Raw genomic sequence first — 24,763 nt, 5'->3', positions numbered from 1 at the left:
CCCACTGCCGTCCCCGCGGGTAACCGCGTGGCCCTCCGCACGGCCGACACGTAAGGTGGGCGACCGTGACGGAGCGAATCAGGGTGGCAGTGGTCTTCGGCGGGCGCAGCAGCGAGCACGCGGTCTCGTGCGTCTCGGCGGGCAGCATCCTCGCCCACCTCGACCCCGAGCGCTACCAGGTGGTCCCCGTCGGGATCACCCAGGCGGGCGCGTGGGTGCTCTCCGACGGTGACTCCAAGGCGCTGAGGTTCGCCGATCGGGCGCTCCCGAGTGTGGCCGACGCCCCGACGGATCTGGCGCTGTTGCCCGGCGCGGAACTCGTGTCGGTGCACGCGGATAGCGCAGGGGAGCTCCTCGGCGCCGTCGACGTCGTCTTCCCCGTCCTGCACGGCCCGTACGGCGAGGACGGCACCCTGCAGGGGCTGCTGGAGATGGTCGGTGTGCCCTACGTGGGTGCGGGCGTGCTCGCCTCCGCGGCGGGCATGGACAAGGAGTTCGCGAAGAAGCTGCTCGCCGCGGACGGCCTGCCCGTGGGTGACTTCCACGTGCTCCGCCAGCGCGACACCGAGGTCCCGTCGGACGTCCTGCACCGCCTGGGCCTGCCGCTGTTCGTCAAGCCCGCGCGCGGCGGATCGTCGATCGGCATCACCCGGGTCACGGACCTGACCGAGCTGCCCGCGGCGATCGCCGAGGCCCGGAAGTGGGATCCCAAGGTCATCATCGAGGCGGCCGTGATCGGCCGCGAGGTCGAGATCGGCGTGCTCGAGCGGCCCGACGGCAGCGTCGCCGCGTCGGCGATCGCCGAGATCGAGATGGCCGCCGACGCCGAGCACTCCTTCTACGACTTCGAGACCAAGTACCTCGACGACCGCGCGCAGTACACCGTGCCCGCGAACCTCACCGAGGAGCAGTCGGCGGCGATCCGCGACCTCGCGGTGCGCGCCTTCCACGCCTTCGACTGCCAGGGCCTCTCGCGCGTCGACTTCTTCCAGACCCCCGACGGCCCCGTCATCAACGAGGTCAACACCATGCCCGGCTTCACCTCGACGTCGATGTACCCGCGGATGTGGGCCGAGTCCGGCGTCGAGTACGCCGAGCTGCTCACGATCCTCATCGAGACGGCGCTCGCGCGCGGCACCGGCCTCCGGTAACCGCCGGCTACCGGCCCAGGTCGAGCGAGGCCGCCTGCAGGTGCTCCCGGATCGCGTCCGAGGTGGCCTGCACCGCGGAGGTGCCGGCACCGTCGGGCACCCAGAGGGTGACGTACGGGCGGTGGTCGACGGCCGTCCAGTAGCTGCCGCCGTCGGGGGCAGGCGCGCCCGCCGGTGTGGCCTGCAGCCACTGCACCCCGTTGATGATCTGCAGCTTCGCGGTCGCGGTCAGCTCGGCGGGACGGTCGGTGCCGCACCGCACCTCCACTGCGCCGGCCTTCTCGCTGGTCCACCGGGCGAAGCCGCCGGGCTCGGTGTCGTCGGTGCGCCGATAGCCGTCGAGGTCGGCGGGGATCGCGCCGAGGAGCTTCCCGCACGCCGCGTCGCCGGACGACGGTGCCGCCACCGACTTCAGGTGGCCGGCCTCCGCGGCGTCGCGGGCGTCGCCCTGCTTCTGCTGCGCCAGCACGAGGAAGGCGATGAAACACGCGACCACCGCGACCGGCAGGGCCACCGCCGTCGCGAGGAAGGCGGGGCTGCGGCGTTTCCCGGTGTCCGGGGCCGCGGTGGTCTCGTCGTCTGCATCGCTCACGTCCGATACGGTAGCCGCGATGACATCTGAGGAGCCGGAGAGCCCTGCGCAGCCCCGCGTGCGCACCGTGGCGGAGCTGGGGGAGGACGGCGTGATCGCGCTGGCCACCGGCGGTGTGCGGCCGGATCCGCGGATCCCGGTCGGCCCGGGCGACGACGCGGCGGTGGTGCTGGCCCCCGACGGCCGGACGGTGGTCTCGTCCGATGCGATCGTCGAGGGCCGGCACTTCCGGTTCGACCTCACCACCCCCGAGCACGTGGGCCGGCGCGCGATCGCGCAGAACGCGGCGGACGTCGCGGCCATGGGCGCCGTGTGCACCGCCTTCACCGTGACGCTGGGCTGCCCGCCCGAGACCGGCGAGGACGTCATCGCGGGCATCGCGCGCGGCACCACTCGCGGCGCGGCCGAGGCCGGCGGTGCGATCGCCGGCGGTGACGTGGTTCGCACCGATCAGGTACTGCTCGCCGTCACCGTGCTCGGCGACCTGCAGGGCAGGGAGCCGGTCCTGCTGTCCGGCGCGCGGCCGGGCGATCGGGTCGCGGTGTTCGGCACTCTCGGGCATTCGGCCGCGGGCCTGGACGTCCTGCTCGCGGGGCTCGACGGCTTCGACGGCCTGGTCGAGACCTACCGCTGCCCGGTGCCCCCGCTCGCCGCCGGGCCGAGCGCGGCCGACGCCGGCGCGACGGCACTCACCGACGTCTCCGACGGCCTCCTCCGCGACGCGCGGTCACTCGCCCGGGCCTCCGGCGTGACCATCGCGCTCGACGGTGCCCTGCTGGCCCCCGACGCCGAGCTGGTCGCCTGCGCCGAGGCGCTCGGCGCCGACGCCGAGCACTGGGTGCGGACGGGCGGCGAGGATCACGCCCTCCTGGCGACCTTCCCGGCCGCCGCGGAGCTCCCCGGAGGCTGGCGCGCGATCGGGGTGGTGTCCGCCCCGGCCGCGCTGCCCGCGGGCACCGTCACCGTCGACGGCGACGCCGGGCCGGCGGCCGGCGGCTGGAACACCTTCACCGAGACCGAGGAGACCGGGCGATGACGGCGAGACCACTGACCGACAGCGTCGAGGCCGGGTGGGCGCAGGCCCTCGCGCCGGTCGCCGACGAGATCACGGCGCTCGGCGAGTTCCTGCGCGCCGAGAACGCCTCCGGGGACGGATACCTGCCGGCCGGGGCCAACGTGCTGCGCGCCTTCCGGCAGCCCTTCGCCGACGTGCGGGTGCTCATCGTCGGCCAGGATCCGTACCCGACACCGGGGCACGCGGTGGGCCTCTCGTTCTCGGTGGACCCGTCGGTGCGGCCGATCCCGCGGAGTCTGCAGAACATCTACAAGGAGTACTGCGACGACCTCGAGCTGCCGATGCCCGCGAACGGAGACCTCTCGCCGTGGTCCGCGCAGGGCGTGCTCCTGCTGAACCGCGTCCTGACGGTACGCCCGGGCACGCCCGCCTCGCACCGCGGGAAGGGCTGGGAGAAGGTCACCGAGTGCGCCATCGACGCGCTCGTGGCGCGGGACGCGCCGCTCGTGGCGATCCTGTGGGGCCGCGACGCGGCCTCGCTCGGGCCGCGCCTCGGCGACACCCCGCGGATCGAATCGGTGCATCCGTCGCCGCTGTCCGCGTCGCGCGGCTTCTTCGGCTCCAAGCCCTTCTCGAAGGCCAATGAGGCGCTGGTGGGACTCGGGGCGGAGCCCGTCGACTGGCGCCTGCCGCACCTCGCGCAGGTGCGCTGACGACCGTCGGAGCGAACGCCGAAGGCCCGTGACCTCGGGGAGGTCACGGGCCTTCGGAACAGCTGATGCGTACTAGCCGCGAACGACCTTGCCGGCCTTGATGCACGAGGTGCACACGTTCAGGCGGCGGGTCTGACCGGGCGCGACCTGGGCGCGGACGGTCTGGATGTTCGGGTTCCACCGGCGGTTGGTACGCCGGTGCGAGTGGGAGACCGACTTACCGAAGCCGGGGCCCTTGTCGCAGACGTCGCAGACGGCAGCCATAGTCGTGTACTCCTCGCAATAGTTGAAAACCTGTGCTTCGCCCCGCCGGTCGTAGACGCGAAGGACACGCTCGGACGCGAGGCAACCCTGCAATCATAGACCGATATGGGTCCACCGCCAAACCGCGCCGGGGCTCCTGCGCTGTGCGACGGCCCACTAGGCTGGCAGCTGTGACGGGACCGATGGCGGAGGACGGCCGCGTGGTGGTGGCCTGGCTGGGGCGTGCCGTCCTCGGACTCGAACGCGCGGTCGACGAGATCAACACCCTCAACGTCTTCCCTGTCGCCGACGCGGACACCGGTACGAACATGCTGGTCACCCTTCGCGCGGCGGCCAGATCCGCCGACGTCGCGGACCGCACCGAGGGACCGCACGCCGTCGCCCGCGCCACCGTCGCCGGCGCGGTGGCCGGGGCGCGGGGCAACTCGGGCGTCATCGTCTCGCAGATCATGCGCGGCCTCGCCGCGCAGCTCGGCCCCGACGCGGATCTCACGGCCGAGGGGCTCGCGACCGGCCTGCGGAACGCGACGGACCTGGTCACCACCGCCGTCGCCGACCCCATCGAGGGCACCATCCTCTCCGTCCTGCGCGCCGCCGCCGACGGTGCCGGGGCCGCGCTCGCGGGCGGTGGGAACCTCGCGGCCTGCGCTCGGGCCGCCGCCGACGCGGCCTTCGACGCCCTGCTGCGCACCCGGGACCAGCTCGCCGACAACGCCGCCGCCGGCGTCGTCGACGCGGGCGGCCGCGGCCTCCTCGTCCTGCTCGACGCGCTCGTCGAGGTCACGTCCGGGGCGGTGCCGGAGCGCCCGCGGTTCGGCCGGCAGATCGCGCCGCACGTCCAGGTGCACGTCGATCACGGTCACACCCACGACCACGCCGATCCGCCCCGCGGCCCGCACGCCGACTACGAGGTGATGTACCTGCTGCCCGCCGCCACCGAGGCCACGGCGAACAGGCTGCGCGCGGAGCTGCAGGCCTTCGGCGATTCGGTGGTGGTGGTCGCCGCGGCCGATCCCGACCCGGTCGCGACGTGGTCGGTGCACACGCACACCACCGAGCCCGGCGCGGCGATCCAGGCCGGCCTGCGGCACGGCAAGCTGCGCAGCATCGCCGTCAACGTGCTGCAGGAGGCGGGACACGGCGAGACGCCGCTGCAGGCGCTGCTCGACGCGCCGCGCGCCATCGTCGCGCTGGTCTCGGGCGACGGTGCCGCCGAGCTGTTCACGGAGGCGGGCGCGGAGGTGATCCGCTGCGACACGGGGATGACCCACGCCGAGCTGCTCGCCGCCCTGCATCGGTTCGAGGGCCGAGAGGTGCTGCTCATGCCCAACGGCGCGCTGCCCACTCCCGAGCTGCTGGCGGTGGCCGCGCGGTCCCGCGAATCCGGTGTGCTGGTGACGCTGCTGCCGACCTCCTCCATGGTGCAGGCGATCGCGGCACTCGCTGTGCACGAGCCGAACGGTCACGCCGCCGACGACACCTACTCGATGGCCGAGGCCGCGGCCGGAGCGCGGTGCGGATCCGTCGTCGCCGTCACGGAGGACGCGCTGACGATCCTCGGGCCCTGCGGCCCCGGCGACTACCTCGGCATGGTCAGCGGTGAGGTAGTGGTCCTCGAGGAGGACCAGTACTCCGCGGGTGAGGCGCTCGCCGAGCTGCTGCTGGCGACGGGCGGCGACATGGTGACGGTGCTCCTCGGCGAGGCGGGCGACGGCGACTTCCCCGACCGGGTCAGCGCCGCACTGCGGCCGGACCGTCCGGAGGTCGAGGTGGTCGGTTACGTCGGCGGGCAGAACGCGAGCGTGATGGAGATCGGCGTCGAATGACCTCAGCGCGCACCCTCACGCTGCAGACGCCGCTCGCCGAGGCCGTCGACCCCGAGATCGCCGATGCGGCGACCGCCGAACTCGGACTCGCCACCGTCGGGGACCTGCTGCGGCACTTCCCGTTCCGGTACGAGGGTGGGGCCGTCGAGGACGACGGGACCCGGCGGTCCGAGCCCCGCATCGGTGACGACGTGGTGGTGATCGGCACCGTCACCGCGATCACCCCGCCGCGGGCGCACCACCGCGGCAAGAAGATGTTCAAGGTGCAGGTGGTCAACAAGGTCCGCGCCTACGACGTGACCTTCTTCAACTACCTGCCCAAGCCGATCCAGCCCGACCGGCAGCTGCTGCTGATCGGCCGACTCGGCGAGTTCAATGGGAAGCTGCAGCTCACCCACCCCGAGTGGCTGGTCCTGCCGGACACCACGATCACCTCGGCCGAGGCGCTCGCCGCCAACGAGGCGGGCTCGACCAAGGCGGGGTCGAAGCGCCTCAAGTTCGCCGACCTGAGCCTGCTGATGCAGCCCACCGTGCCGATCTACCACGGCACCAAGAACATGCCGACGTGGCTGATCCTCTCGCTGGTGGACAGCGTGTTGAAAAGGCTCGCGCCGGTGCCCGAATCGCTGCCGGCCGACTTCCTCGCGCTCCACGCCCTGATGAGCCTCGACGACGCGGTGCGGGCGGCGCACAAGCCCGACGGCCGCGCCCAGGCCGACCGGGCGCGCCGCCGCCTCGCCTTCGACGAGGCCGTCGCGATCGAGACCGCCCTCGCCCGTCGGGCGCACGACGTGGGCATCGTCGGCGCGCCGCCGTTGCGCGCGCCCGACGGTCCGCTGCAGGCGGGACTGCGGGAGCGGCTCCCGTTCTCGCTCACCGCGGGCCAGGAGGGCGTGCTCGCCGAGATCCTGGGCGACATGGGCCGCGACCACCCGATGACCCGCCTGCTGCAGGGCGAGGTCGGCTCCGGCAAGACGCTGGTCGCGCTGCTGGCGATGCTCGCCGCCGTCGACGCGGGACACCAGGCGGTGCTGCTCGCGCCCACGGAAGTGCTCGCGACGCAGCACCTGCTGTCGATCACCGCGATGCTCGGTGACCTGGCGGAGGCCGGTCAGCTGGGTGCGGCAGAGGCGGCTACGACGGTGACCCTGCTGACGGGCTCGATGACCGTCAAGCAGCGCCGGGCGGCGCTCCTGCGCATCGTGACCGGCGAGGCCGGCATCGTGATCGGAACGCACGCGCTGCTCGAGGACACCGTCGAGTTCTTCCGGCTGGGCCTGGTCGTGGTCGACGAGCAGCACCGGTTCGGCGTGGAGCAGCGCGACCGGCTGCGGCGCAAGGGCACCGGCGAGAGCACCGACGACGATTCCATGCCGCACCTGCTGGTGATGACGGCGACGCCGATCCCGCGCACCGTCGCGCTGGCGCAGTTCGGCGACATGGCGACGTCCGTGCTGCGGGAGCTGCCGCGCGGGCGGCAGCCGATCCAGACCTCGGTCGTCCCCGAAGACCGCGAGGCATGGGTCGCGCGGGCCTGGGCGCGCGTCGACGAGGAGGTCCGATCGGGCCGGCAGGTCTACGTCGTGTGTCCGCGGATCGGCGACGACGCGACGGGCGAGCAGGCCAAGGCCGGCTTCACCGACGAGGACTACGATTTCGAGGCGCCGGCGACGGAGGCGAAGACATCGGGGCGAGGCGCGTCACGTGGCGAGCCGGTTCCTGACGAGTCCGAGAAGCCGAAGACCGTCTCGGCGATCGAGATGTACGACCAGCTCTCCACGGGGCCGCTCGGCGAGCACCGGATCGCGCTGCTGCACGGCCGCCTGCCCGCCGACGAGAAGTCCGAGATCATGGCGTCCTTCGCCGCGGGGGAGATCGACGTCCTGGTGGCGACCACGGTGATCGAGGTCGGCGTCGACGTGGCGAACGCCACCACGATGGTCGTGCGCGATGCGGACCGGTTCGGCATCAGTCAGCTGCACCAGCTGCGCGGCCGCGTCGGTCGAGGCGGGCTGCCGGGGCTGTGCCTGCTCATCACCGCGACCGGCTCGGAACGCACCCTCGAGCGGCTGCAGAAGGTCGCGGAGACCGTCGACGGCTTCGCCCTCGCCCAGCTCGACCTCGAGTACCGCGGCTTCGGCGACATCCTGGGCGTCGACCAGTCGGGCCTCGCGCGGCGCCTGAGCTTCCTGGACCTCGCGCAGGACGGCGACGTGCTCGCCGCGGCCCGGGACCTCGCCTACGAGATCGTCGGCGAGGACCCGGATCTCGAGCGCCATGCGGCCCTGCGAGCCATGAACGAGGTCATCCTCGGCGGCGATCGCGGCGACTACCTCGACAAGGCCTAGTCCGGAGGGACTCTCGGATCAGCGCGCTGCGAAGACGGACGCCAGCTGCCGGCCCCAGAAGTCGACGACCTGCTCGCGGCGTGTCTCGTCGTCGGACAGCAGGTCGGCCAGGCCGAGGCCGCGGGCGAGGTCGAGTGTCGCCTGTACGGCTCGACGGGCCTCCTCGTCGTCCCGGTCCACGCCGAGCAGGCGCATGGCGAGGGCGAAGACCTCGCGGGAGTGCTTGTTCTCGAAGGGCAGCATGCGCTCGCGCAGGGCGTCGTCGCTCGCGGCGGCGGTCCACACGTGCAGCGCGGCCTTGAACAGGTCGTCCGTGTAGTACTCGACGATGAGCCGCGCCACCGCGTACGGGCGGTCGGGGCCCTCGGGCACCGCCGCGCCCGCCTGCGCCACCTGCGCGAGCCGCTGCTCGCCCATGTACTCGAGCGCGGCGCTGATCAGGTCCTCCCGCGTGGGGAAGTGGTGCTGTGCGGCGCCCCGCGAGACCCCCGCCTGCCGCGCCACGCTGCCCACCGTGGTGGCCGTCCAGCCGCGGGCGGCGAGCGACGCGATGGTGGTCTCCAGCAGGCGCTGCCGGGTCTCCCGGCTGCGGGACTGCTGAGGTGCGCGGATGGGCGGGCGGAGGGGAGTCATCGCGAACAGCCTATTCCGCCGGTACCGGTTCGGCCCAGCTCGGCGCGCGCTTCTGCAGGAACGCGGTGATCCCCTCGACCGACTCGGCGGAGCCGAACAGTCGCGCCGACTGCTCGCCGAGGGCGTCGGCCCGCTCGTCGAAGGAACGCAGCACGTCGTGCCACAGGATCTGCTTGGTCTCGCGCAGGCCCTGGGGGCTGCACAGCTGCAGTTCGGCGAGCTGCTCCGCGACCGCGGCCGCCGGGTCGCCTACCGCCGCGGTGATCAAGCCGTACCCGGCGGCCTCGGCGGCGTCGAACTTGCGGCCCGTGAGCAGCAGCGTGGAGGCGACGCGGGAGGGCAGGTGCGGCAGCAGCACCAGCGAGACCATCGCCGGCGCGACGCCGATCCGCGTCTCCGTGACCGCGAACGACGCCCCGGGGCCGGCAAAGACGAAGTCGCACGAGCCGATGAGCCCGAAGCCCCCGGCCCGGACGTGCCCGTCGACCTGGGCGATCACCGGCTTGGGGCAGTCGATGATCCCGCGCATGGCGCCGATCATCGCCAGCGTGCGGGACTTCGGGTCCGAGCCGGCGCCGTTCGCCGCCGCCTCCTTGAGATCCGCGCCGGCGCAGAACGTCGTGCCGGTGTGGGTGAGCACCACGGCCCGCGCGGCGTCGTCCGCCGCTGCGCGCTCGAGGCCCGCGCTGAGGTCGGCGAGCAGGCGCTGCGAGATGGCGTTGCGGTTGTGCGGGCTGTCGATCGTGAGATACGCGGCGCCGCCGCGCGTCTCGTAGTGGACCAAGGAGTCGGTCATCGGGGCTCCTAGTAGCTCTTGGGCAGCCCGAGGCTGTGCTCGGAGATGAAGTTGAGCACCATCTCGCGGCTGACCGGGGCGATGCGGAACAGTCGCGAGGCCACCAGCATCTGCGCCAGGCCGTACTCGGTGGTGAGGCCGTTGCCGCCGAGCGAGTGGATCGCTCGGTCCACGGCCTTCGCGCCCGCCTCGCCGCCGGCGAACTTCGCCATGTTCGCGGCCTCGGCGGCGGCGAACTCCTCGCCGGCGTCGTACAGCGTGGCGGCCTTCTGCAGCATCAACTTCGCCAGCTCGGTCTCCACCTTGAGCTCGGCGAGCGGGTGGGCGATGGCCTGGTGCGCGCCGATCGGAACCTTGAAGACGGTGCGCTGCTTGGCGTAGTCCACCGCACGGTCGATCGCGTAGCGGGCCGAGCCCACGGAACCGGCCGCGGCCATGATGCGCTCGGGGTTGAGTCCCGCGAAGAGCTGCGCGATGGCGGCGTCGGGCTCGCCGACCAGTGCCTCGGCGGGCAGCCGGACGTCGTCGAAGAACAGCGTCCACTGCGACTCCGGCAGGCCGACCTCCATGGGGATCTTGGTCTTCTGCAGGCCGGGGGAGTCGGTGGGCATGAGGAACAGCGCGGGCCGCAGCTTGCCGGTCTTGGCGTCCTCGCTGCGGGAGACCACGAGGATCACGTCGGCCAGCTCGATGCCGGAGATGAAGGTCTTCTGGCCCGAGATGATCCAGTCGGAGCCGTCACGGCGGGCGGTGGTGGTGATCCGGTGGCTGTTGCTGCCCGCGTCGGGCTCGGTGATCGCGAAGGCCGCGATGGTCTCGCCCGAGGCGATGCCCGGCAGCCAGCGCTGCTTCTGCTCCTCGGTGCCGAACCGGGAGATGATGGTGCCGTTGATCGCCGGGGAGACCACCAGCATGAGCAGCGACGAGCCGACCGCGGCGAGCTCCTCGCCGACGATGCCCAGCTCGTACATGCCGGCGCCGCCGCCGCCGTACTGCTCCGCGATGTTCACGCCGATCAGGCCGAGATCACCCGCGGCCTTCCACAGCTCGGTGGGGCCCTCGCCCGCCGCGATCTTCTCGCGCATGTACTCGGGGCCGAACTTGCGGCCCAGCTCGGAAACGGTCGCGCGGAGCGCCTGGCGCTCCTCGGACTCGATGACGTCCATGGAAATGCTCATGTGGGTTCCTACTCCGTATCTTCCAGCACGGCGACGACGGCGCCGGCATCGATGTTCTGGCCCACCTCGACGGCGATGGTCGTGATGACGCCGTCGGCGGGGGCGGAGATGGCGTGCTCCATCTTCATCGCCTCCATCCACAGCACGGGCTGTCCGACGGTGACCGAATCGCCCTCCTGGGCACCGATCCGGGTGATCACGCCGGGCATCGGCGCGAGCAGCGAGCCCGCCGCAGCGGCGGCGTCCGCCGACGGGAGGGGATCGACGAGCGTCAGGGTCGCCGCGCCGCGCGCGGTCTCCACCTCGACGACGGTGCGATCGCCGGGGTACGCCGTCACGGCGACGGTGCGCCGGATACCGTCGCGCTCGACCGCGACCGTCGCGCGGTCACCGTCGTCGACCACGGTGGCGACCTGCCCACCGTCGGCGCGGAACTCCCGCTCGTCGGTGGTCCGGAACTCGGGAACCAGGGTGCGGGAGCCGAGGTTGCGCCAGCCCGGCGCGACGTGCGGCAGCGGGCTCGCCGCGACGCCCCGTCGGTCCAGCACGGCGCCGGCGGCGGACGCGGCCTCCGCGAGCTCGGCCTCGTCGAGCAGCGGAGCGGCGAGGCGCTCGAGCCGCTCGCCGGTGAGGAAATCGGTCGCGAAGTCGCCGGCCTTGAAGTCGGCGTCGGCGAGGATCCGCACCAACAGGTCCCGGTTGGTGGTGATGCCGTGGACGACCGCCTTGCGCAGCGCCGCCTCGGTGATCGCGAGGGCCTGCGCGCGGGTCGGGGCGAAACCGATCACCTTCGCGAGCATCGGATCGTAGAAGACCTCGACGACGCTGCCCGCGGGCGCGAGGGCGCTGTCGAGCCGGATGCCCGGGCGGTCGGGCCCGGAGAACTCGCTCACCACGCCGGGCACCTCGAAGCGGTGCACGGTGCCGGCGGCGGGCCGCCAGTCGTTCGCGGGATCCTCGGCGTAGAGGCGGGCCTCGATGGCCCAGCCGCGGGTGGCGGGCGGCTCGGCCGACGGGAGTGGGAGCCCCGCGGCAACGTCGAACTGCAGGCCGACCAGGTCGAGCCCGGTGGTGGCCTCGGTGACCGGGTGCTCCACCTGGAGGCGCGTGTTGACCTCGAGGAAGAAGAACTCGCCGGCGTCGGTCGCGAGGAACTCCACGGTGCCCGCGCCGGTGTAGCCGATGGCCTTGGCGGCGTTGGCGGCCGCCTCGTACAGGGCGGTGCGCATCGCCGGGTGCCGCTCGACGAGGGGCGACGGGGCCTCCTCGAGGACCTTCTGGTGGCGGCGCTGGATCGAGCACTCGCGCTCGCCCACGGCCCAAACGGTGCCCTGGGAGTCGGCCATCACCTGGACCTCGATGTGGCGGCCGCGCTCGAGGTAGCGCTCGCAGAAGACGGTGCCGTCGCCGAAGGCCGACTTGGCCTCGCGCTCGGCGGTTTCCAGGTTCTCCTGCAGCTCGGCGCGGGTGCGGACGACGCGCATGCCGCGGCCGCCGCCGCCGGCGGAGGCCTTCACCAGGACGGGGAAGTCGCCGTCGGAGACCTGGTCCGGAGTGAGGTTGGTGAGCATCGGCACGCCGGCCTCGGCGAGGCGGGCCTTGGCCGCGACCTTGGAGCCCATCGCGGTGATGGCCTCGGGCGAGGGACCGATCCAGACGATGCCCGCGGCCTGGACCGCGGCGGCGAAGTCGGCGTTCTCGGAGAGGAAGCCGTAGCCGGGGTGGATCGCCTGGGCGCCGGTGGCCTTCGCCGCGGCGATGATCTTCTCGCCCTGCAGGTACGTGTCCGCCGGGGACTCGCCGGGCAGGCGCACGGCCTCGTCGGCCTCGGCGACGTGCGGCGCGCTCGCATCCGGGTCGGAGTAGACGGCCACGGCGCGCAGGCCACGGGCGTGGGCCGTGGCGATGACGCGGCGGGCGATCTCGCCGCGGTTGGCGACGAGGACGGAATCGAATGTCGTCATGGAGTTCCTCACATCCGGAAGACGCCGAAGGCGTCGGTGCCGTGGACGGGGCCGTTGTGGATGGCGGAGAGGGCCATGCCGAGCGCCGTGCGGGTGTCGCGGGGGTCGATGATGCCGTCGTCGTAGAGCATGCCGGACATGAAGGCGGGCAGGGACTCCTTGTCGATCTGCGTCTCGATGGCGGTACGCATGCCGTCGACGAAGGCGGGGTCCATGGCCTGGCCCCGGGAGGCGGCGGAGGCCGCGGCGACCTCGGTGACGACGTCGGCGAGCTGCTTGGCGCCCATGACGGCCGAGCGTGCGCTGGGCCAGGAGAACAGGAACCGCGGGTTGAAGGCGCGGCCCGCCATGCCGTAGTGGCCGGCGCCGTAGGAGGCGCCCGCGATGAGCGAGAGGTGCGGCACCTCCGAGTTGGAGACGGCGTTGATCATCATCGAGCCGTGCTTGATCATGCCGCCGCGCTCGTACTCCGCGCCCACCATGTAGCCGGTGGTGTTGTGGATGAACAGCAGTGGCGTGTCGTAGCGGTTCGCCAGCTGGATGAACTGCGTGGCCTTCTGCGCCTCCTCGGAGAACAGGACGCCGCGGGCGTTGGCGAGGATGCCGATCGGGTAGCCGTGCAGGTTCGCCCAGCCCGTGGTGAGCGAGCCGCCGTAGAGGGGCTTGAACTCGTCGTAGTCGGAGTCGTCGACGATGTGGGCGATGATCTCCCGCGGGTCGAAGGGGATCTTGAGATCGTCCGGGACGATGTCGAGCAGGCCCTCGGCGTCGTAGCGCGGGGGCTTGACCACGGCCGACGGGGCCGTGCCCTGCTTGCGCCAGTTGAGCCGCTTGACGATCGATCGGGCGATGCGCGCCGCGTCCAGCTCGTCGCTGGCCATGTAGTCGCCGAGGCCCGAGGTGCGCGAGTGCATCTCGGCGCCGCCGAGGGTCTCGTCGTCGGAGATCTCGCCCGTCGCGGCCTTCACCAGCGGCGGCCCGGCGAGGAAGACCTTGGAGCGCTCCTTGATCATCACGACGTGATCGCTCATGCCGGGGATGTAGGCGCCACCCGCGGTGGAGTTGCCGTACACGACGGAGATCGTGGGGATCCCGGCCTTCGACAACTGCGTGAGGTTGCGGAACATCGCGCCGCCGGGGACGAAGACCTCCTTCTGCGTGGGGAGGTCGGCGCCGCCGGACTCGACGAGCGAGAGCACGGGGAGGCGGTTCTCGCGGGCGATGTCGTTGAGGCGCAGCGACTTGCGCAGGGTCCACGGGTTGGAGGTACCGCCCTTGACGGTGGGGTCGTTGGCGACCACCATCACCTCGACGCCCTCGACCACGCCGATGCCGCCCACGAGGGAGGCGCCGACCTGGAAGTCGCTGCCCCACGCGGCCAGCGGCATCAGCTCGAGGAAGGGCGAGGCGGGATCGAGGACGCTGTCGATGCGCTCGCGGGCGGTGAGCTTGCCGCGCCCCCGGTGCCGCTCGACGTACTTCTCACCGCCGCCGGCCAGGGCCTTGTCGAACTCGGTCGTGAGATCGGCCAGCTTGTCGAGCATCGTCTTGCGGTACGCGGCCGCGTCGGGGGCCGGGGTGCTGCGGAGCACCGTCATGAGTGGAGTCCTTTGCCCTTGTAGGTGTCGGAGTGGGTGCCTGGGTGGGGGATCACTTGTAGCCGAGGCGGTTGGCCGCGAGCGTGGTGAGGATCTGGGTGGTGCCGCCGCCGATGCCGAGGATGCGGACGTCGCGGTAGTGCCGCGACACCTCGTACTCGGACATGTAGCCGTGGCCGCCGAAGAGCTGCACCGCCTCGTTCGCGACCCACTCGCCGCACTCGACGGCGGTGTTCTTCGCGAAGCAGGCCTGGGGCACCAGTTCGGCAGCCGCGGCGGCACCGCCGGATTCCATCGCCTCCGCGTACTGGTCGGCGACGTGCCGGCTGTACACGCGGGCGACCTCGATGAGGCGCCGCATCTCGGTCACGGTGTTCTGCACGGCCTGGCGCTTTATCAGGGGCTGGCCGAAGGTCTCCCGGGTGCGGACCCAGTCGAGCGTGAGGTCGAGGCAGCGCTGCGCGTGCGAGTAGGCCTGCACCGCGAGGGCGAGGCGCTCGGTGACGAAGGCGGCGCCGATCAGCAGGAAGCCGCTGCCCTCGGGGCCGATGAGGTTCTCGGCGGGGACGCGGACGTCGGTGAAGGAGAGCTCGGCCGTGTCCGAGGCGTGCCAGCCCATCTTCTTCAGCGGGGCGCTCACGTCGAAGCCGTCCAGGCCCTTGGGGATCACCAGCAGGCTGATGCCGCTCGCGCCCTCGCCGCCGGTACGGACGGCGGTCACCACCCAGTCGGCGCGGATGCCCGACGTGATGAAGGTCTTGGCGCCGTTGACGATGTAGTGATCGCCGTCCTTGCGGGCCGTCGTCGTGAGGTGGCTGAGATCCGAGCCGCCGCCGGGCTCGGTGAGTCCGAGGGAGCTGATCTTGTCGCCGGCGAGCACGGGCGCGACCCACCGCGCCTTCTGCTCGTCGGTGCCCGCGAGGATGATGTGCGGCACCGAGATCCCGCAGGTGAACAGCGAGGCGAACAGGCCGCCGGAGCCGCCGGCCTCGTGCATGGCCTCGCACACGATGAGGGCGTCGCGGGGGTCGCCGTCGCCGCCGCCGACGGAGCCGGGGAAGGAGACGCCGAGCAGGCCGAGGTCGCCCGCCTTCTTGTGCAGCTCGCGGGGGAGCAGGCCGCCCGCCTCCCAGTCGTCGAGGTTCGGCAGGATCTCGCGCTCGGTGAACGCGGTCACCGTCTTGCGCAGCGCGATCCGCTCCTCGGACTCCCACAGGCTGGTCATGCGATCTCCTTCGTGGTGTGGCCCGCGGGGAGCAGGCCTGCGGGCAGGTCGATGTAGCGGCCCCGCAGCCACTCGCCGACGCCCTTGGCCTGCGGGTCGAACCGGTAGCCGTGGGCGACGCCCTTGCCCAGCAGGTCCTCGACGACGAAGTTGAGGGCCTTGAGGTTGGGCAGCTCGTAGCGGCGGACGGGGAGGTCCGCGGCCTCCGGAAGGAGTTCGCGCAGAGCCTGTTCGGTCAGATTACTGCGCAGCCATTCGAAGGCCGCGTCGGACTCCGCCCAGACGCCGACGTTGGCGCTGCCGCCCTTGTCGCCGCTGCGCGCGCCGAAGACGGTCCCGAGCGGGACGCGGACCGTCGGACCGGTGGGGCGCGGGTCGTCGCCGCCCGGTTGGGACGGATCGGCGGGGAGCTCCTGGACGACCGCCGGCGGGGCGATGTCGACGACGGTGCCGTCGGGCCGGTGGGCGCGGTGCGGAACGTCGCCGTTCGGCACGTACACGGCCTGGTACACCCCGTACGGGCCGCCGCTCGAGGGCGGCGCCATCGGGGAGGCGCCGGGGTAGGTGGCGAGCGCGAGTTCCACGGCGGCGGAGCTGAAGGCGCGGCCGACGCGGTTCGGGTCGGCGTCCCACGCCACCGCGGTGAGGGTGGCCGACGCGGCCGCCTCGGTGGGGGCGTCGGGATGGTCGGTGCGCGCCAGGCGGAACTGCAGGTCCGACGGTGCGCCGCCGCTCCTCTCAAGCGAATCGCGCAGCTGCGCTTCGAGCAGAGCGGCCTTGCGCTCGACGTCGATGCCGGTGAGCAGGAAGGCGATCTCGTTGCGGAAGCCGCCGAGCGTGGTGGTCGCGACCTTGGTGGTGGTCGACGGTGCCTCGCCGCGCACGCCGCTGACGGTGACGCGGTCCGGGCCGTCCTGGGAGAGGGTCATGGAGTCGAGTCGCAGCGTGACATCGGGGTTCGCGTAGCGCTGTCCGGTGACCTCGTAGAGCAGCTGCGCGGTGACGGTGCCCACCTCGACGACGCCGCCGGTGCCGGGCTGCTTGGTGATGGCGAAGGAGCCGTCGGCGGCGATCTCGGCGATGGGAAAGCCGGGGTGCAGCAGCTGCTCGATCGGGTGGCGGTCGAAGAAGGCGTAGTTGCCACCGGTGGCCTGGGTGCCGCACTCGATGATGTGCCCCGCGGCGACGGCGCCGGCGAGGGCGTCGAAGTCGGTGCGCTGCCAGCCGAATTCGGCGATGGCGGGCCCCAGGATCACGGAGGCGTCGGTGACGCGGCCGGTGATGACGATGTCGGCGCCGGCGGCCAGGCAATCGGCGATACCGAAGGCGCCGAGGTAGGCGTTGGCGGTCACGGCGTTCGGCACGCCGAGGTCGGCGGACCGGGCGAGGAGATCGTCACCGTCGACCCAGCCGACCTTGAGATCGGTGCCGGACTCGGCGACCGCCTTCTCCACGGCGGCGGCGAGGCCGCCCGGGTTGAGGCCGCCGGCGTTGACGACGACCTTGGTGCCGCGTTCGGCGAGGAGGCCGAGGTGCGGGGTGAGGTGTCGCAGGAAGGTCTTGGCGTAGCCGAGATCCGCGTCCTTGAGGCGGTCGCGCCCGAGGATGAGCATGGTGAGCTCGGCGAGGTAGTCGCCGGTGATGTAGTCGACGCGGGGCCCGGCGAGCATCTCGCCGATCGCCGCGGCGCGGTCGCCGTAGAAGCCGGAGACGTTGGCGATGCTGATGGTGCGGCTCATGGACGTTCCTCCTGCGGGGCGCGGCCCGTGCCGGGGGCCCCGGCGAAGCACTGCGCGATGGTGAGCCAGTGGGCGGCGTCCTCGCCCGTGGCGACGAGATCGGTGTCGACGAGGTTGACGCGCTGGGTCGCGAGGCGGCAGAAGTCCTCGAGCGAGCCGGTGACGCGCTGTGCGGCGTCGCCGGGCCCGAACGAGGTCTCCGCGCCGTCGGCGGCGACGAGGAAGACGTCGAAGGGCTCGGCCGGAGGGGTCTCGCCGTTGACGGTGTAGGCGAAGTCGCGGGTCTTGTAGGCGATCTTGGCGACGTGGGGGAGTGCCTCGGGGGCGTCCAGCTCGGTGCCCGCCGCGTCGGCGATGTCGAGGCCGTGCGCCCAGGTCTCCATGAGGCGGGCGTTGGCCATGGTGGCGGGCCGCATGGGCGGGCCGAACCAGGGGAGCGGCGTGCCGGGATCCGCCTCGCGGAGCGCGACGGCGAGGGCGGCGCGGGCGCGGTCCCAGCGGGCCCGCAGGTCAGGATCGGAGGCGAGCTCGGCGGCTCCGGCGTCGACGAAGCCCATCGGGTCCTGCATCGCGTCCTGGAGGATCGCGGCGAAGCCGTCGGGGTCGGTGGCGGCGACGAGGGAGACCTCGTCGGTCCAGGCCAGGTGGGCGACCTGGTGGGCGACGGTCCAGCCCTCGGCGGGCGTGGAGATCGACCAGTCGGGGAGCGAATCCGCGATGGCGGCGACGGCGGCCGAGGTGGACTCGAGCGCGTCGAACACGGGGGCTGAAGTGGGCACGCCCACACTCTGTCAGTTGGTGACGAAAAAAACAAGCAGCAATGCTTGTTTGCGGCGTGGAGTCCGCGGCTTGTTGTGACGTACATGGCGATAATTCAACGTTGATGTTGACAGTGGTCTGGATCACTGTGATGCTTTGACGTGTATGTCGGAGGTTCGACGTGCATGCCAGACGCATCCTGTCTCGAGGAGACCCATGTCCAGTTCGCTTCCCGCCGATGGTCGCCGCCGATGCGCGGTCGTCGCTGTCTGTTTCGCCGCGATCGTGTTCGACGGCTACGACCTGATCGTGTACGGATCGACCATCCCCGCGCTGTTGGCGTACGAGCCCTGGGGCCTCAGCCGCGCGGAGGCGGGTGCCATCGGGAGTTACGCGCTGATGGGCATGTTCTTCGGCGCGATCCTCGCCGGCACCCTGACCGATCGGTTCGGGAGGCGGAAGCTATTCATAGGATGCCTGGTCTGGTACTCGGCGGCGATGATCGCGGTGGCGCTGGCTCCGACGCCGCTGCTCCTTGGGGTGTTCCGGTTCATCGCGGGGCTCGGCTTCGGAGGCGTGGCACCGGTCGCGATCGCGCTCGTCGTCGAGGTGGCGCGGCCGCGGGAGAAGAACCTACTCAACGCGTTGATGCTCGCGGGCCTGCCGGTGGGCGGGATCATCGCCGCCTTGTGCGCGCTGTGGTTCGGGGAGGTGCTCGGGTTCCGCGGACTGTGGGCGATCGGCGCCTCGGCACTGGTGCTCGTCGTGCCGGTGGCCTGGAAGGTGGTCCCGGAGACCACTCCTGCGACTGCCAACTCGGGGCCCGCGGGCGATGGATCGGGGGGAGAGCCCGGCGTGCTGCGGCGGCTCACGTCCGGGCCTGCGGTCGTTGCGCTGATCCTGTTCGCGGTCGCCAACTTCGCGGGTTTCCTGTTGGTGTTCGGACTCAACACGTGGTTGCCCGAGATGATGCGCAAGGCGGGTTACAGCCTCGGCTCCGCCCTGACCTTCCAGGTGCTGCTCAACGTCGGGGCGGTCGTCGGCGGCGTCATCGGGGCCGTGCTGGCGGACCGGTACGGGAACCGGATCGTGGGCGCCGGGTACTTCGTCGTGGCCGCGTGTGCGATCGGCGGGATGGCGATGATGCCGAGCACCGCCGTGATGTACCTCGTCGTGCTGTTCGCGGGTGCCGGCTCGATCGGCACGCAGATCGTGCTCTTCGGCTATGTCGCCACCTACTACCCCGCGGAGGTGCGCGCTTCCGCGCTCGGGATCAGCACCGGGATCGGCCGGCTCGGCGCGGTGACGGGGCCGCTGGTGGGCGGTGTGCTGCTCACTGCCGGCGTCTCGTTCGCGGGGATCGCGGTCATGTTCGGAGCGGTCGCCGCCGCGGGCGGCGCGGCGTGCCTCCTGGTTCCCCGTCGCGCCGAGGAGGTCGGTGCGCAGGTCGTCCCCGCGCGCGCCGTCGGTGCGTAGGCAGGCGATCTGCCGTACGCGTCAGGAGCAGGTCTTTACGGACTGGTCGACGACGGCGGCGGAGGAGCGGTCGACGGACAGGCCGTACTCGCGGGCGACGAACGAGAACTGGCGGGCGTACTGGCAGTGGAAGCGCTCGTTCGAGGGCATCCACCGACCCGGGGGAGAGTCGCTCTTGTTCTCGTTCGCCGGCCCGTCGACGGCCACGAGGTTGCGCGGATCGTTCGCGAAGGCGGCGCGCTTCGCGTCGTCCCACGACCACGCGCCCATGTCCCAGGCATAGGCCAGCGCGACCACATGGTCGATCTGCACCTTGGCCGAGGTCTTCGCGCCGCGCTCGAAGCGGATGGTCGCGCCGCCGTACGGATCGGTCAGCACGCCCGTCGCGACGGCGCGGGGGCAGGCGGAGGTGCGGACATAGGTCTTGTCCTTGAGGTCCCGGTCCAGCACGTCGTTGCGGGTGTCGCAGCCGTTGTGCCCGAGCGGCGCCGACTGGTCGTCGGTCCACGCCTTCCCGAAGGCCGCGCGGCGGTAGGGCTGCGGGGCTCGCTCGCGCGCGGCGACGATCCGGACCCCGGCGAGCGGCGCACCGTCGGGCATGGTGGCGGTGGGCGCGGCCGAACCGGTGGTGGGCTCGGCCCCGGACCGGTCCCGGTAGGCCCCGATCGCGACGAAGACGGCGGTCGCCGTGACCAGGACGAGCGCGAGCCACGACCGCCGGGACAGGCTGCGGGCGGTTCTCCGGCGGGACACGTCGGCAACCTAACACCGCGGACCGACAAGTCCGGCCCGCCACGTATTCTCGGACCATGAGCACGCCCACCGCCCAGGACGCCGAACTGCAGGCCGCGACCACCGCGGTCGAGGAGGCGGCCCGCGCCGCCCGCGCCGCCTCGAAGCAGCTGATCACGCTGACCACCGAGCAGAAGAACGCCGTGCTGCACGCCGCCGCCGACGCGCTGCTGGCGAACAAGGGCCGGATCCTCGCGGCCAACGCCGAGGACGTCGAGCGGGCCCGCGCCGCCGGCACCGAGGAGTCGCTCATCGACCGGCTCGCGCTCAACGAGGCCCGGGTCGACGGCATCGCCTCCGGCCTGCGGCAGGTCGCCGGCCTGCCGGACCCCGTCGGGAACGTCCTCCGCGGATCGACCCTGCCCAACGGCCTCGAGCTGCGCCAGGTCGCCGTGCCGCTCGGCGTGGTCGGGATCGTCTACGAGGCCCGGCCGAACGTCACCGTCGACGCCTTCGGGCTCACCCTCAAGTCGGGCAACGCCGTGCTGCTGCGCGGCTCCAGCTCGGCGGCCTCGTCGAACGCCGCCCTCGTGGCCGTGCTGCGCGAGTCCCTGGAGGCGAGCGGCATCACGCCCGACGCGGTCGCGCTCCTCTCCGCCGACTCGCGCGCCAGCGTCACCGCGCTGATCCGCGCCCGCGGCCTCGTCGACGTGGTCATCCCGCGCGGCGGCGCCGGGCTCATCGCGGCCGTCGTGCGCGACGCGACCGTGCCCACGATCGAGACCGGTACGGGTAACTGCCACATCTACGTCCACCCCGCGGCCGACCTCGACATGGCCGAGGAGATCGTGCTCAACGCCAAGACCCGCCGGCCCAGCGTGTGCAACACCGTCGAGACCGTGCTCGTGGACCGCGCGCTCGCCGACACCTTCCTGCCCCGCCTGCTCGGCACCTTCCAGGCCGAGGGCGTGATCGTGCACGGCGACGAGACCGGCATGGTTCCCGCCACCGAGACCGACTGGGCCGACGAGTACCTCAGCCTCGACGTCGCGGTGAAGATCGTCGACGGGCTCGATCAGGCGATCGAGCACATCGACCGCTACGGCACGGGCCACACCGAGGCCATCGTCACCGGCGACCTCGCCGCCGCCCGCGCCTTCACCACCCGCGTCGACGCGGCCGCGGTGATGGTCAACGCCTCCACCGCCTTCACCGACGGCGAGCAGTTCGGGTTCGGCGCCGAGATCGGCATCTCGACGCAGAAACTGCACGCCCGCGGCCCGATGGGACTGCCCGAGCTCACCTCGACCAAGTGGATCGCCTGGGGCGACGGACACGTCCGTCCCCGGTAATCCCGACCCCGCTCACACCCGGCGCGCGGCCCGGTAGGTTGTCGCCATGGCAATCAACGAGTCCCTCGAATTCGACATCGACGCCCCCGTCAAGCTGGTCCTCGACACGCTCGCCGACGTCGACGCCCTGCCGGACTGGTCGTCGGCGCACAGCAACGTCAAGGTCGTCGAGCGCGACGCGAACGGCCGCCCCAGCGTGGTCGACGCCTCCGTCGGGCTGCTGATGTTCAGCGACAACCTCACCTTCGACTACGTCTTCACCGACGTGAGCTGCAAGTGGGACACCCGCAACGAGGGCACCGCCGTGCGCAGCCAGGGCGGCATCTACGAGCTCTCGCCCAAGGGCGACGACCAGACCCACGTAAAGGTCACCATGTACCTCGACCCCAAGGTCAAGGCGCCCGGCTTCGTGGTCAAGAAGGGCATCAAGCTCGCCATGGACATCATCAAGAACGGCCTCACCAAAGAGGTCATGAAGCGCAAGGCCGCGGCCTGACGGTCCGCCGCCGGGCTCCGTTCGGCGGGCCCGGCGGCACCGCTAGATTGTTGCGATGGCAATCAACGAGAAGGTCGAGTTCGAGATCGACGCCCCCGCGGCGCTCGCCTACGCGACGCTGCTGGACGTCGAATCGCTCCCCGCGTGGTCGTCCTCGCACAAGAGCGTGACCGTCGCCGAGCGCGATGCGGCGGGCAACCCCCGCCTCGTCGAGGTCGAGGCCGGCATGGTCGGCATCAGCGACACCATGCGCTTCCGCTACGAGTTCACCCCCGAGACCAGGGTCGCCTGGCAGTCCGAGGGCGAGGGCGTGGCCGTGCGCTCCCAGGGCGGGTACTACCAGCTCACGCCCGTCGGCGACGACAAGGTGCACGTGCTCTGCGACATGAACATCGACCTCAAGATCAAGCTGCCCGGCTTCGTCGTGCGCAAGGGTGTGAAGATGAGTGCAGAGATCGCGTCGAAGGGCTTCTCGAAGGAGGTCCTCAAACGGAAGGCTGCACGCTGAGCACCGACATCACGACCCCCGCGCCCACCGCGTTGTTCACCAGCGTCGACGACGTCGCCGCGGCACTGCGCGAGACCGGCTACATCCCGTCGGTCGCCACCGCAACGGCCGTCTTCCTCGCCGACAAGCTGGGCAAGCCGCTCCTCGTGGAGGGCCCCGCCGGCGTCGGCAAGACCGAGCTGGCCCGCGCGTGCTCGCAGGCCCGCGCCGCCCGCTTCGTTCGCCTGCAGTGCTACGAGGGCATCGACGAGGCCCGCGCCCTGTACGAGTGGAACCACGCCAAGCAGATCCTGCGCATCCAGTCCTCCGGCACCGACGGCGACTGGGACGACACCAAGCAGGACGTCTTCTCCGAGGAGTTCCTCCTCCCGCGGCCCCTCCTGCAGGCCGTGCGGGAGGGCGGACCGTCGGTCCTGCTGATCGACGAGGCCGACAAGGCCGACCTCGAGTTCGAGGGACTGCTGCTCGAGGTCCTCTCCGACTACGCGGTGACGGTGCCGGAGCTGGGCACGATCACGGCCGTCCGCAAGCCGCTGGTCTTCCTCACCTCGAACGCCACCCGCGAGCTGTCGGAGGCGCTGAAGCGTCGCTGCCTCTACCTGCACATCGACTTCCCCGACGCCGAGCTGGAACTGTCGATCATCCGCAGCCGCGTCCCCGACCTGCCGACCGAGGTCGCGCAGCAGCTGCTCCGCGTCATCTCGACGTTGCGCGGCCTCGACCTGAAGAAGAAGCCCTCGGTCTCGGAGACGCTGGACTGGTGCCGCACCCTCCTCGCGCTCGGCGTCACCGGCAGTGCCAGCGGCTCCATCGACAAGGCGGCGCTCCGCTCCACGCTCGGCGTGGTGCTCAAGCACCAGGTGGACATCGAGACCGCCGCCGCGGCGCTGGGACTGTAAATGACCGCCCCCGTCGGAACCCCGCTCGATCAGCACCTGCACGCCTTCGTGCGGACGCTCCGCGAGCGCGGCATGGCGATCGGCCCGGGCGAGGCGATCACCGCCGCCGAGGTGCTGACGGTGCTCGACCTCACCGACCGCGGCCAGCTCCGCGAGGGCCTCGCTGCGGTGCTGCTGCGCGAGCAGATGCACCGCAAGACCTTCGACGTGATCTTCGACCTGTACTTCCCGGTGCGCGGCGGCTTCGGTGCCGTGCCCGACGGTGCCGCAGGCGCGTCCGGTACGGGCGGGCAGGGCTGTTCCGGCGCGCCGGGGGAGCCCGACCCGCTGAAGATGCCGGCCGCCGACACCCCGCCCGATCCCGACGCGGTGCGCGAGGCGCTGCGCCAGGAGGCCATCGCCGCGCTCGTCGCCGGCGGCGACCACGACGGCATCGCCAGCCAGATCGTCGAGCAGCTCGGTGAGTACAACTCCGCCACCGGCACCGCCTTCTCCTCGTACCAGGCGCTCAAGGCGCTCAACCCGCAGACGCTCATCGCCGCCATCGCCAACGGCCTGCTCGCCGCGGCCGGCGAGGACGGCGCCGCGCCCGGCAGCTTCGAGTACGAGTCCGCCCGCCGCGTCGCGCGTTCGCGCGTCGCCGGGCTCACGGAACGGGTCACCGAGCTCACGTCCGTCGCCATGGCCGCCCGACGGGGCCCCGAGGCCGTCGCGCAGTACGCGGCGCCGCAGCTGCCGGAGAACGTCGCCTTCTTCGCCGCCACCCGGACCGAGCTGCACCGCATGGAGCAGACCGTCCGGCCCCTGGCCCGGCAGCTCTCCACCCGCCTACTGGTGCGCCGGCGCCGCGCCCGCCGCGGCCCCATCGACCTGCGGCGCACGCTGCGCAAGTCGATGTCGACCGGCGGCGTGCCGATCGATCTGGCGCACCGTCGCCCCCGGCCCACCAAGCCCGAGCTCGTGCTGCTGTGCGACCTCTCCGGCTCGGTCGCGGGCTTCTCCAACTTCACGCTGCTGCTCACGCACGCGCTCAGCGCCGAGTTCTCCAAGATCCGGGTGTTCGGCTTCGTCGACTCCGTGGACGAGATCACCGACTACATCGACCCGTCGCGCACGCTCACCGTCGACACGGTGGTCGACATGTTCGACCGGGTGATCCGGGAGACCAACGTCGCGCGGTTCGGCGGCTCCGACTACGGCAACATGCTGCGCACCTTCGTTCGCGACTTCCCCGACGCCGTGACCCACCGCGGGACGCTGCTCATCCTCGGCGACGCCCGGTCCAACCACACCGATCCCGCGCTCGCGGAACTCGACGAGCTCGTCGAGAAGGCGCGGCACGCGTTCTGGCTCAACCCCGAGCGGAAGGCCGCGTGGGGGAGCGGCGACTCGGTCGCCGACAAGTACGGGCGGCTGATCGACATGTACGAGTGCCGCACCGCGGGGCAGCTGGCCGAGGTCATCGGGCGCCTGCTGCCCGTCTGACCCGGCGGCGGCAT

22 protein-coding genes are annotated in these 24,763 nt (G+C 72.0%); 11 read left to right on the top strand and 11 right to left on the bottom strand.

The window, feature by feature from the left end; all coding sequences use genetic code 11:
* Positions 1–65: 65 nt before the first annotated feature.
* Positions 66–1,151: a D-alanine--D-alanine ligase family protein gene (locus WFK95_RS18765; protein WP_336671555.1), complete on the top strand. Its 1,086-nt coding sequence runs from the start codon at positions 66–68 to the stop codon at positions 1,149–1,151.
* 7 nt (positions 1,152–1,158) lie between these two features.
* Here WFK95_RS18765 and WFK95_RS18760 read toward each other — a convergent pair whose 3' ends face one another.
* Positions 1,159–1,743, bottom strand: coding sequence for a DUF3515 domain-containing protein (locus WFK95_RS18760; protein WP_336671554.1), 585 nt, complete (start codon positions 1,741–1,743; stop codon positions 1,159–1,161).
* Positions 1,744–1,762: 19 nt separating this feature from the next.
* Between WFK95_RS18760 and WFK95_RS18755 the strand changes: the two genes are divergently transcribed.
* Positions 1,763–2,779 (top strand): thiamine-phosphate kinase, encoded by a 1,017-nt coding sequence (locus WFK95_RS18755; protein ID WP_336671553.1) that lies wholly within the window; start codon positions 1,763–1,765, stop codon positions 2,777–2,779.
* Positions 2,776–3,471, top strand: coding sequence for a uracil-DNA glycosylase (locus WFK95_RS18750; RefSeq protein ID WP_336671552.1), 696 nt, complete (start codon positions 2,776–2,778; stop codon positions 3,469–3,471). Before WFK95_RS18755 ends, WFK95_RS18750 begins: the two co-directional genes overlap by 4 nt.
* Before the next feature lie 72 nt (positions 3,472–3,543).
* On the opposite strand, the gene rpmB is transcribed toward WFK95_RS18750, so the two are convergent.
* Complete coding sequence (gene rpmB / locus WFK95_RS18745) at positions 3,544–3,735, bottom strand: 50S ribosomal protein L28 (protein WP_068521417.1); 192 nt, start codon at positions 3,733–3,735, stop codon at positions 3,544–3,546.
* A gap of 170 nt (positions 3,736–3,905) precedes the next feature.
* On the opposite strand from rpmB, the gene WFK95_RS18740 reads away from it, so the two are divergent.
* Positions 3,906–5,561: a DAK2 domain-containing protein gene (locus tag WFK95_RS18740; RefSeq protein ID WP_336671551.1), complete on the top strand. Its 1,656-nt coding sequence runs from the start codon at positions 3,906–3,908 to the stop codon at positions 5,559–5,561.
* Entirely contained in the window at positions 5,558–7,909 is a 2,352-nt protein-coding gene (locus WFK95_RS18735; protein WP_336671550.1) for an ATP-dependent DNA helicase RecG, read from the top strand. Before WFK95_RS18740 ends, WFK95_RS18735 begins: the two co-directional genes overlap by 4 nt.
* A gap of 18 nt (positions 7,910–7,927) precedes the next feature.
* Here WFK95_RS18735 and WFK95_RS18730 read toward each other — a convergent pair whose 3' ends face one another.
* From WFK95_RS18730 to WFK95_RS18695, 8 genes are read right to left on the bottom strand one after another with little or no spacing between them, the layout of a single operon-like run.
* Positions 7,928–8,542, bottom strand: a complete 615-nt coding sequence (locus tag WFK95_RS18730; protein WP_224650982.1) for a TetR/AcrR family transcriptional regulator — start codon at positions 8,540–8,542, stop codon at positions 7,928–7,930.
* Between the two features lie 10 nt (positions 8,543–8,552).
* Complete coding sequence (locus WFK95_RS18725; protein WP_336671549.1) at positions 8,553–9,338, bottom strand: enoyl-CoA hydratase family protein; 786 nt, start codon at positions 9,336–9,338, stop codon at positions 8,553–8,555.
* A gap of 8 nt (positions 9,339–9,346) precedes the next feature.
* Positions 9,347–10,516, bottom strand: a complete 1,170-nt coding sequence (locus tag WFK95_RS18720; RefSeq protein ID WP_102102332.1) for an acyl-CoA dehydrogenase family protein — start codon at positions 10,514–10,516, stop codon at positions 9,347–9,349.
* Positions 10,517–10,524: 8 nt separating this feature from the next.
* A complete protein-coding gene (locus WFK95_RS18715) occupies positions 10,525–12,480 on the bottom strand; it encodes an acetyl/propionyl/methylcrotonyl-CoA carboxylase subunit alpha (protein ID WP_336671548.1) in 1,956 nt (651 codons plus the stop codon).
* A gap of 8 nt (positions 12,481–12,488) precedes the next feature.
* Positions 12,489–14,078: an acyl-CoA carboxylase subunit beta gene (locus WFK95_RS18710; RefSeq protein WP_224650993.1), complete on the bottom strand. Its 1,590-nt coding sequence runs from the start codon at positions 14,076–14,078 to the stop codon at positions 12,489–12,491.
* Between the two features lie 52 nt (positions 14,079–14,130).
* Positions 14,131–15,303 carry an acyl-CoA dehydrogenase family protein gene (locus WFK95_RS18705; protein WP_336671547.1) on the bottom strand — a complete coding sequence of 391 codons (1,173 nt, stop codon included), beginning with the start codon at positions 15,301–15,303 and terminating at the stop codon, positions 14,131–14,133.
* Positions 15,300–17,042 carry an acyclic terpene utilization AtuA family protein gene (locus tag WFK95_RS18700; protein ID WP_336671546.1) on the bottom strand — a complete coding sequence of 581 codons (1,743 nt, stop codon included), beginning with the start codon at positions 17,040–17,042 and terminating at the stop codon, positions 15,300–15,302. Before WFK95_RS18700 ends, WFK95_RS18705 begins: the two co-directional genes overlap by 4 nt.
* On the bottom strand, positions 17,039–17,821 hold the full coding sequence (locus tag WFK95_RS18695; protein WP_336671545.1) for a TIGR03084 family metal-binding protein: 783 nt from the start codon (positions 17,819–17,821) through the stop codon (positions 17,039–17,041). Before WFK95_RS18695 ends, WFK95_RS18700 begins: the two co-directional genes overlap by 4 nt.
* 196 nt (positions 17,822–18,017) lie before the next feature.
* Here WFK95_RS18695 and WFK95_RS18690 point away from each other — a divergent pair, with 196 nt between their 5' ends.
* Complete coding sequence (locus tag WFK95_RS18690; protein WP_336671544.1) at positions 18,018–19,277, top strand: MFS transporter; 1,260 nt, start codon at positions 18,018–18,020, stop codon at positions 19,275–19,277.
* A 21-nt stretch (positions 19,278–19,298) separates the two neighbouring features.
* Here the strand turns inward: WFK95_RS18690 and WFK95_RS18685 are convergent, their stop codons facing one another.
* Positions 19,299–20,003, bottom strand: a complete 705-nt coding sequence (locus WFK95_RS18685; RefSeq protein WP_336671569.1) for an HNH endonuclease family protein — start codon at positions 20,001–20,003, stop codon at positions 19,299–19,301.
* An 83-nt stretch (positions 20,004–20,086) separates the two neighbouring features.
* Between WFK95_RS18685 and WFK95_RS18680 the strand changes: the two genes are divergently transcribed.
* The 5 genes from WFK95_RS18680 to WFK95_RS18660 are packed head-to-tail and all read left to right on the top strand — an operon-like array spanning position 20,087 to position 24,749.
* Positions 20,087–21,361, top strand: a complete 1,275-nt coding sequence (locus tag WFK95_RS18680; protein WP_336671543.1) for a glutamate-5-semialdehyde dehydrogenase — start codon at positions 20,087–20,089, stop codon at positions 21,359–21,361.
* Positions 21,362–21,407: 46 nt separating this feature from the next.
* Positions 21,408–21,857: an SRPBCC family protein gene (locus WFK95_RS18675; RefSeq protein ID WP_224651013.1), complete on the top strand. Its 450-nt coding sequence runs from the start codon at positions 21,408–21,410 to the stop codon at positions 21,855–21,857.
* A gap of 55 nt (positions 21,858–21,912) precedes the next feature.
* Positions 21,913–22,365, top strand: coding sequence for an SRPBCC family protein (locus WFK95_RS18670; RefSeq protein WP_336671542.1), 453 nt, complete (start codon positions 21,913–21,915; stop codon positions 22,363–22,365).
* Positions 22,366–22,373: 8 nt separating this feature from the next.
* Positions 22,374–23,264 carry an AAA family ATPase gene (locus WFK95_RS18665; protein WP_336671568.1) on the top strand — a complete coding sequence of 297 codons (891 nt, stop codon included), beginning with the start codon at positions 22,374–22,376 and terminating at the stop codon, positions 23,262–23,264.
* Positions 23,265–24,749, top strand: a complete 1,485-nt coding sequence (locus WFK95_RS18660; protein WP_336671541.1) for a vWA domain-containing protein — start codon at positions 23,265–23,267, stop codon at positions 24,747–24,749. It begins immediately after the preceding gene.
* Positions 24,750–24,763: the final 14 nt, after the last annotated feature.

It is taken from the genome of Tsukamurella sp. USMM236, from assembly GCF_037148755.1.
Taxonomy (GTDB): Bacteria; Actinomycetota; Actinomycetes; order Mycobacteriales; family Mycobacteriaceae; genus Tsukamurella.
Note: the sequence above shows the minus strand (reverse complement) of the source record. Positions and strands in the feature narration are given on the sequence as shown.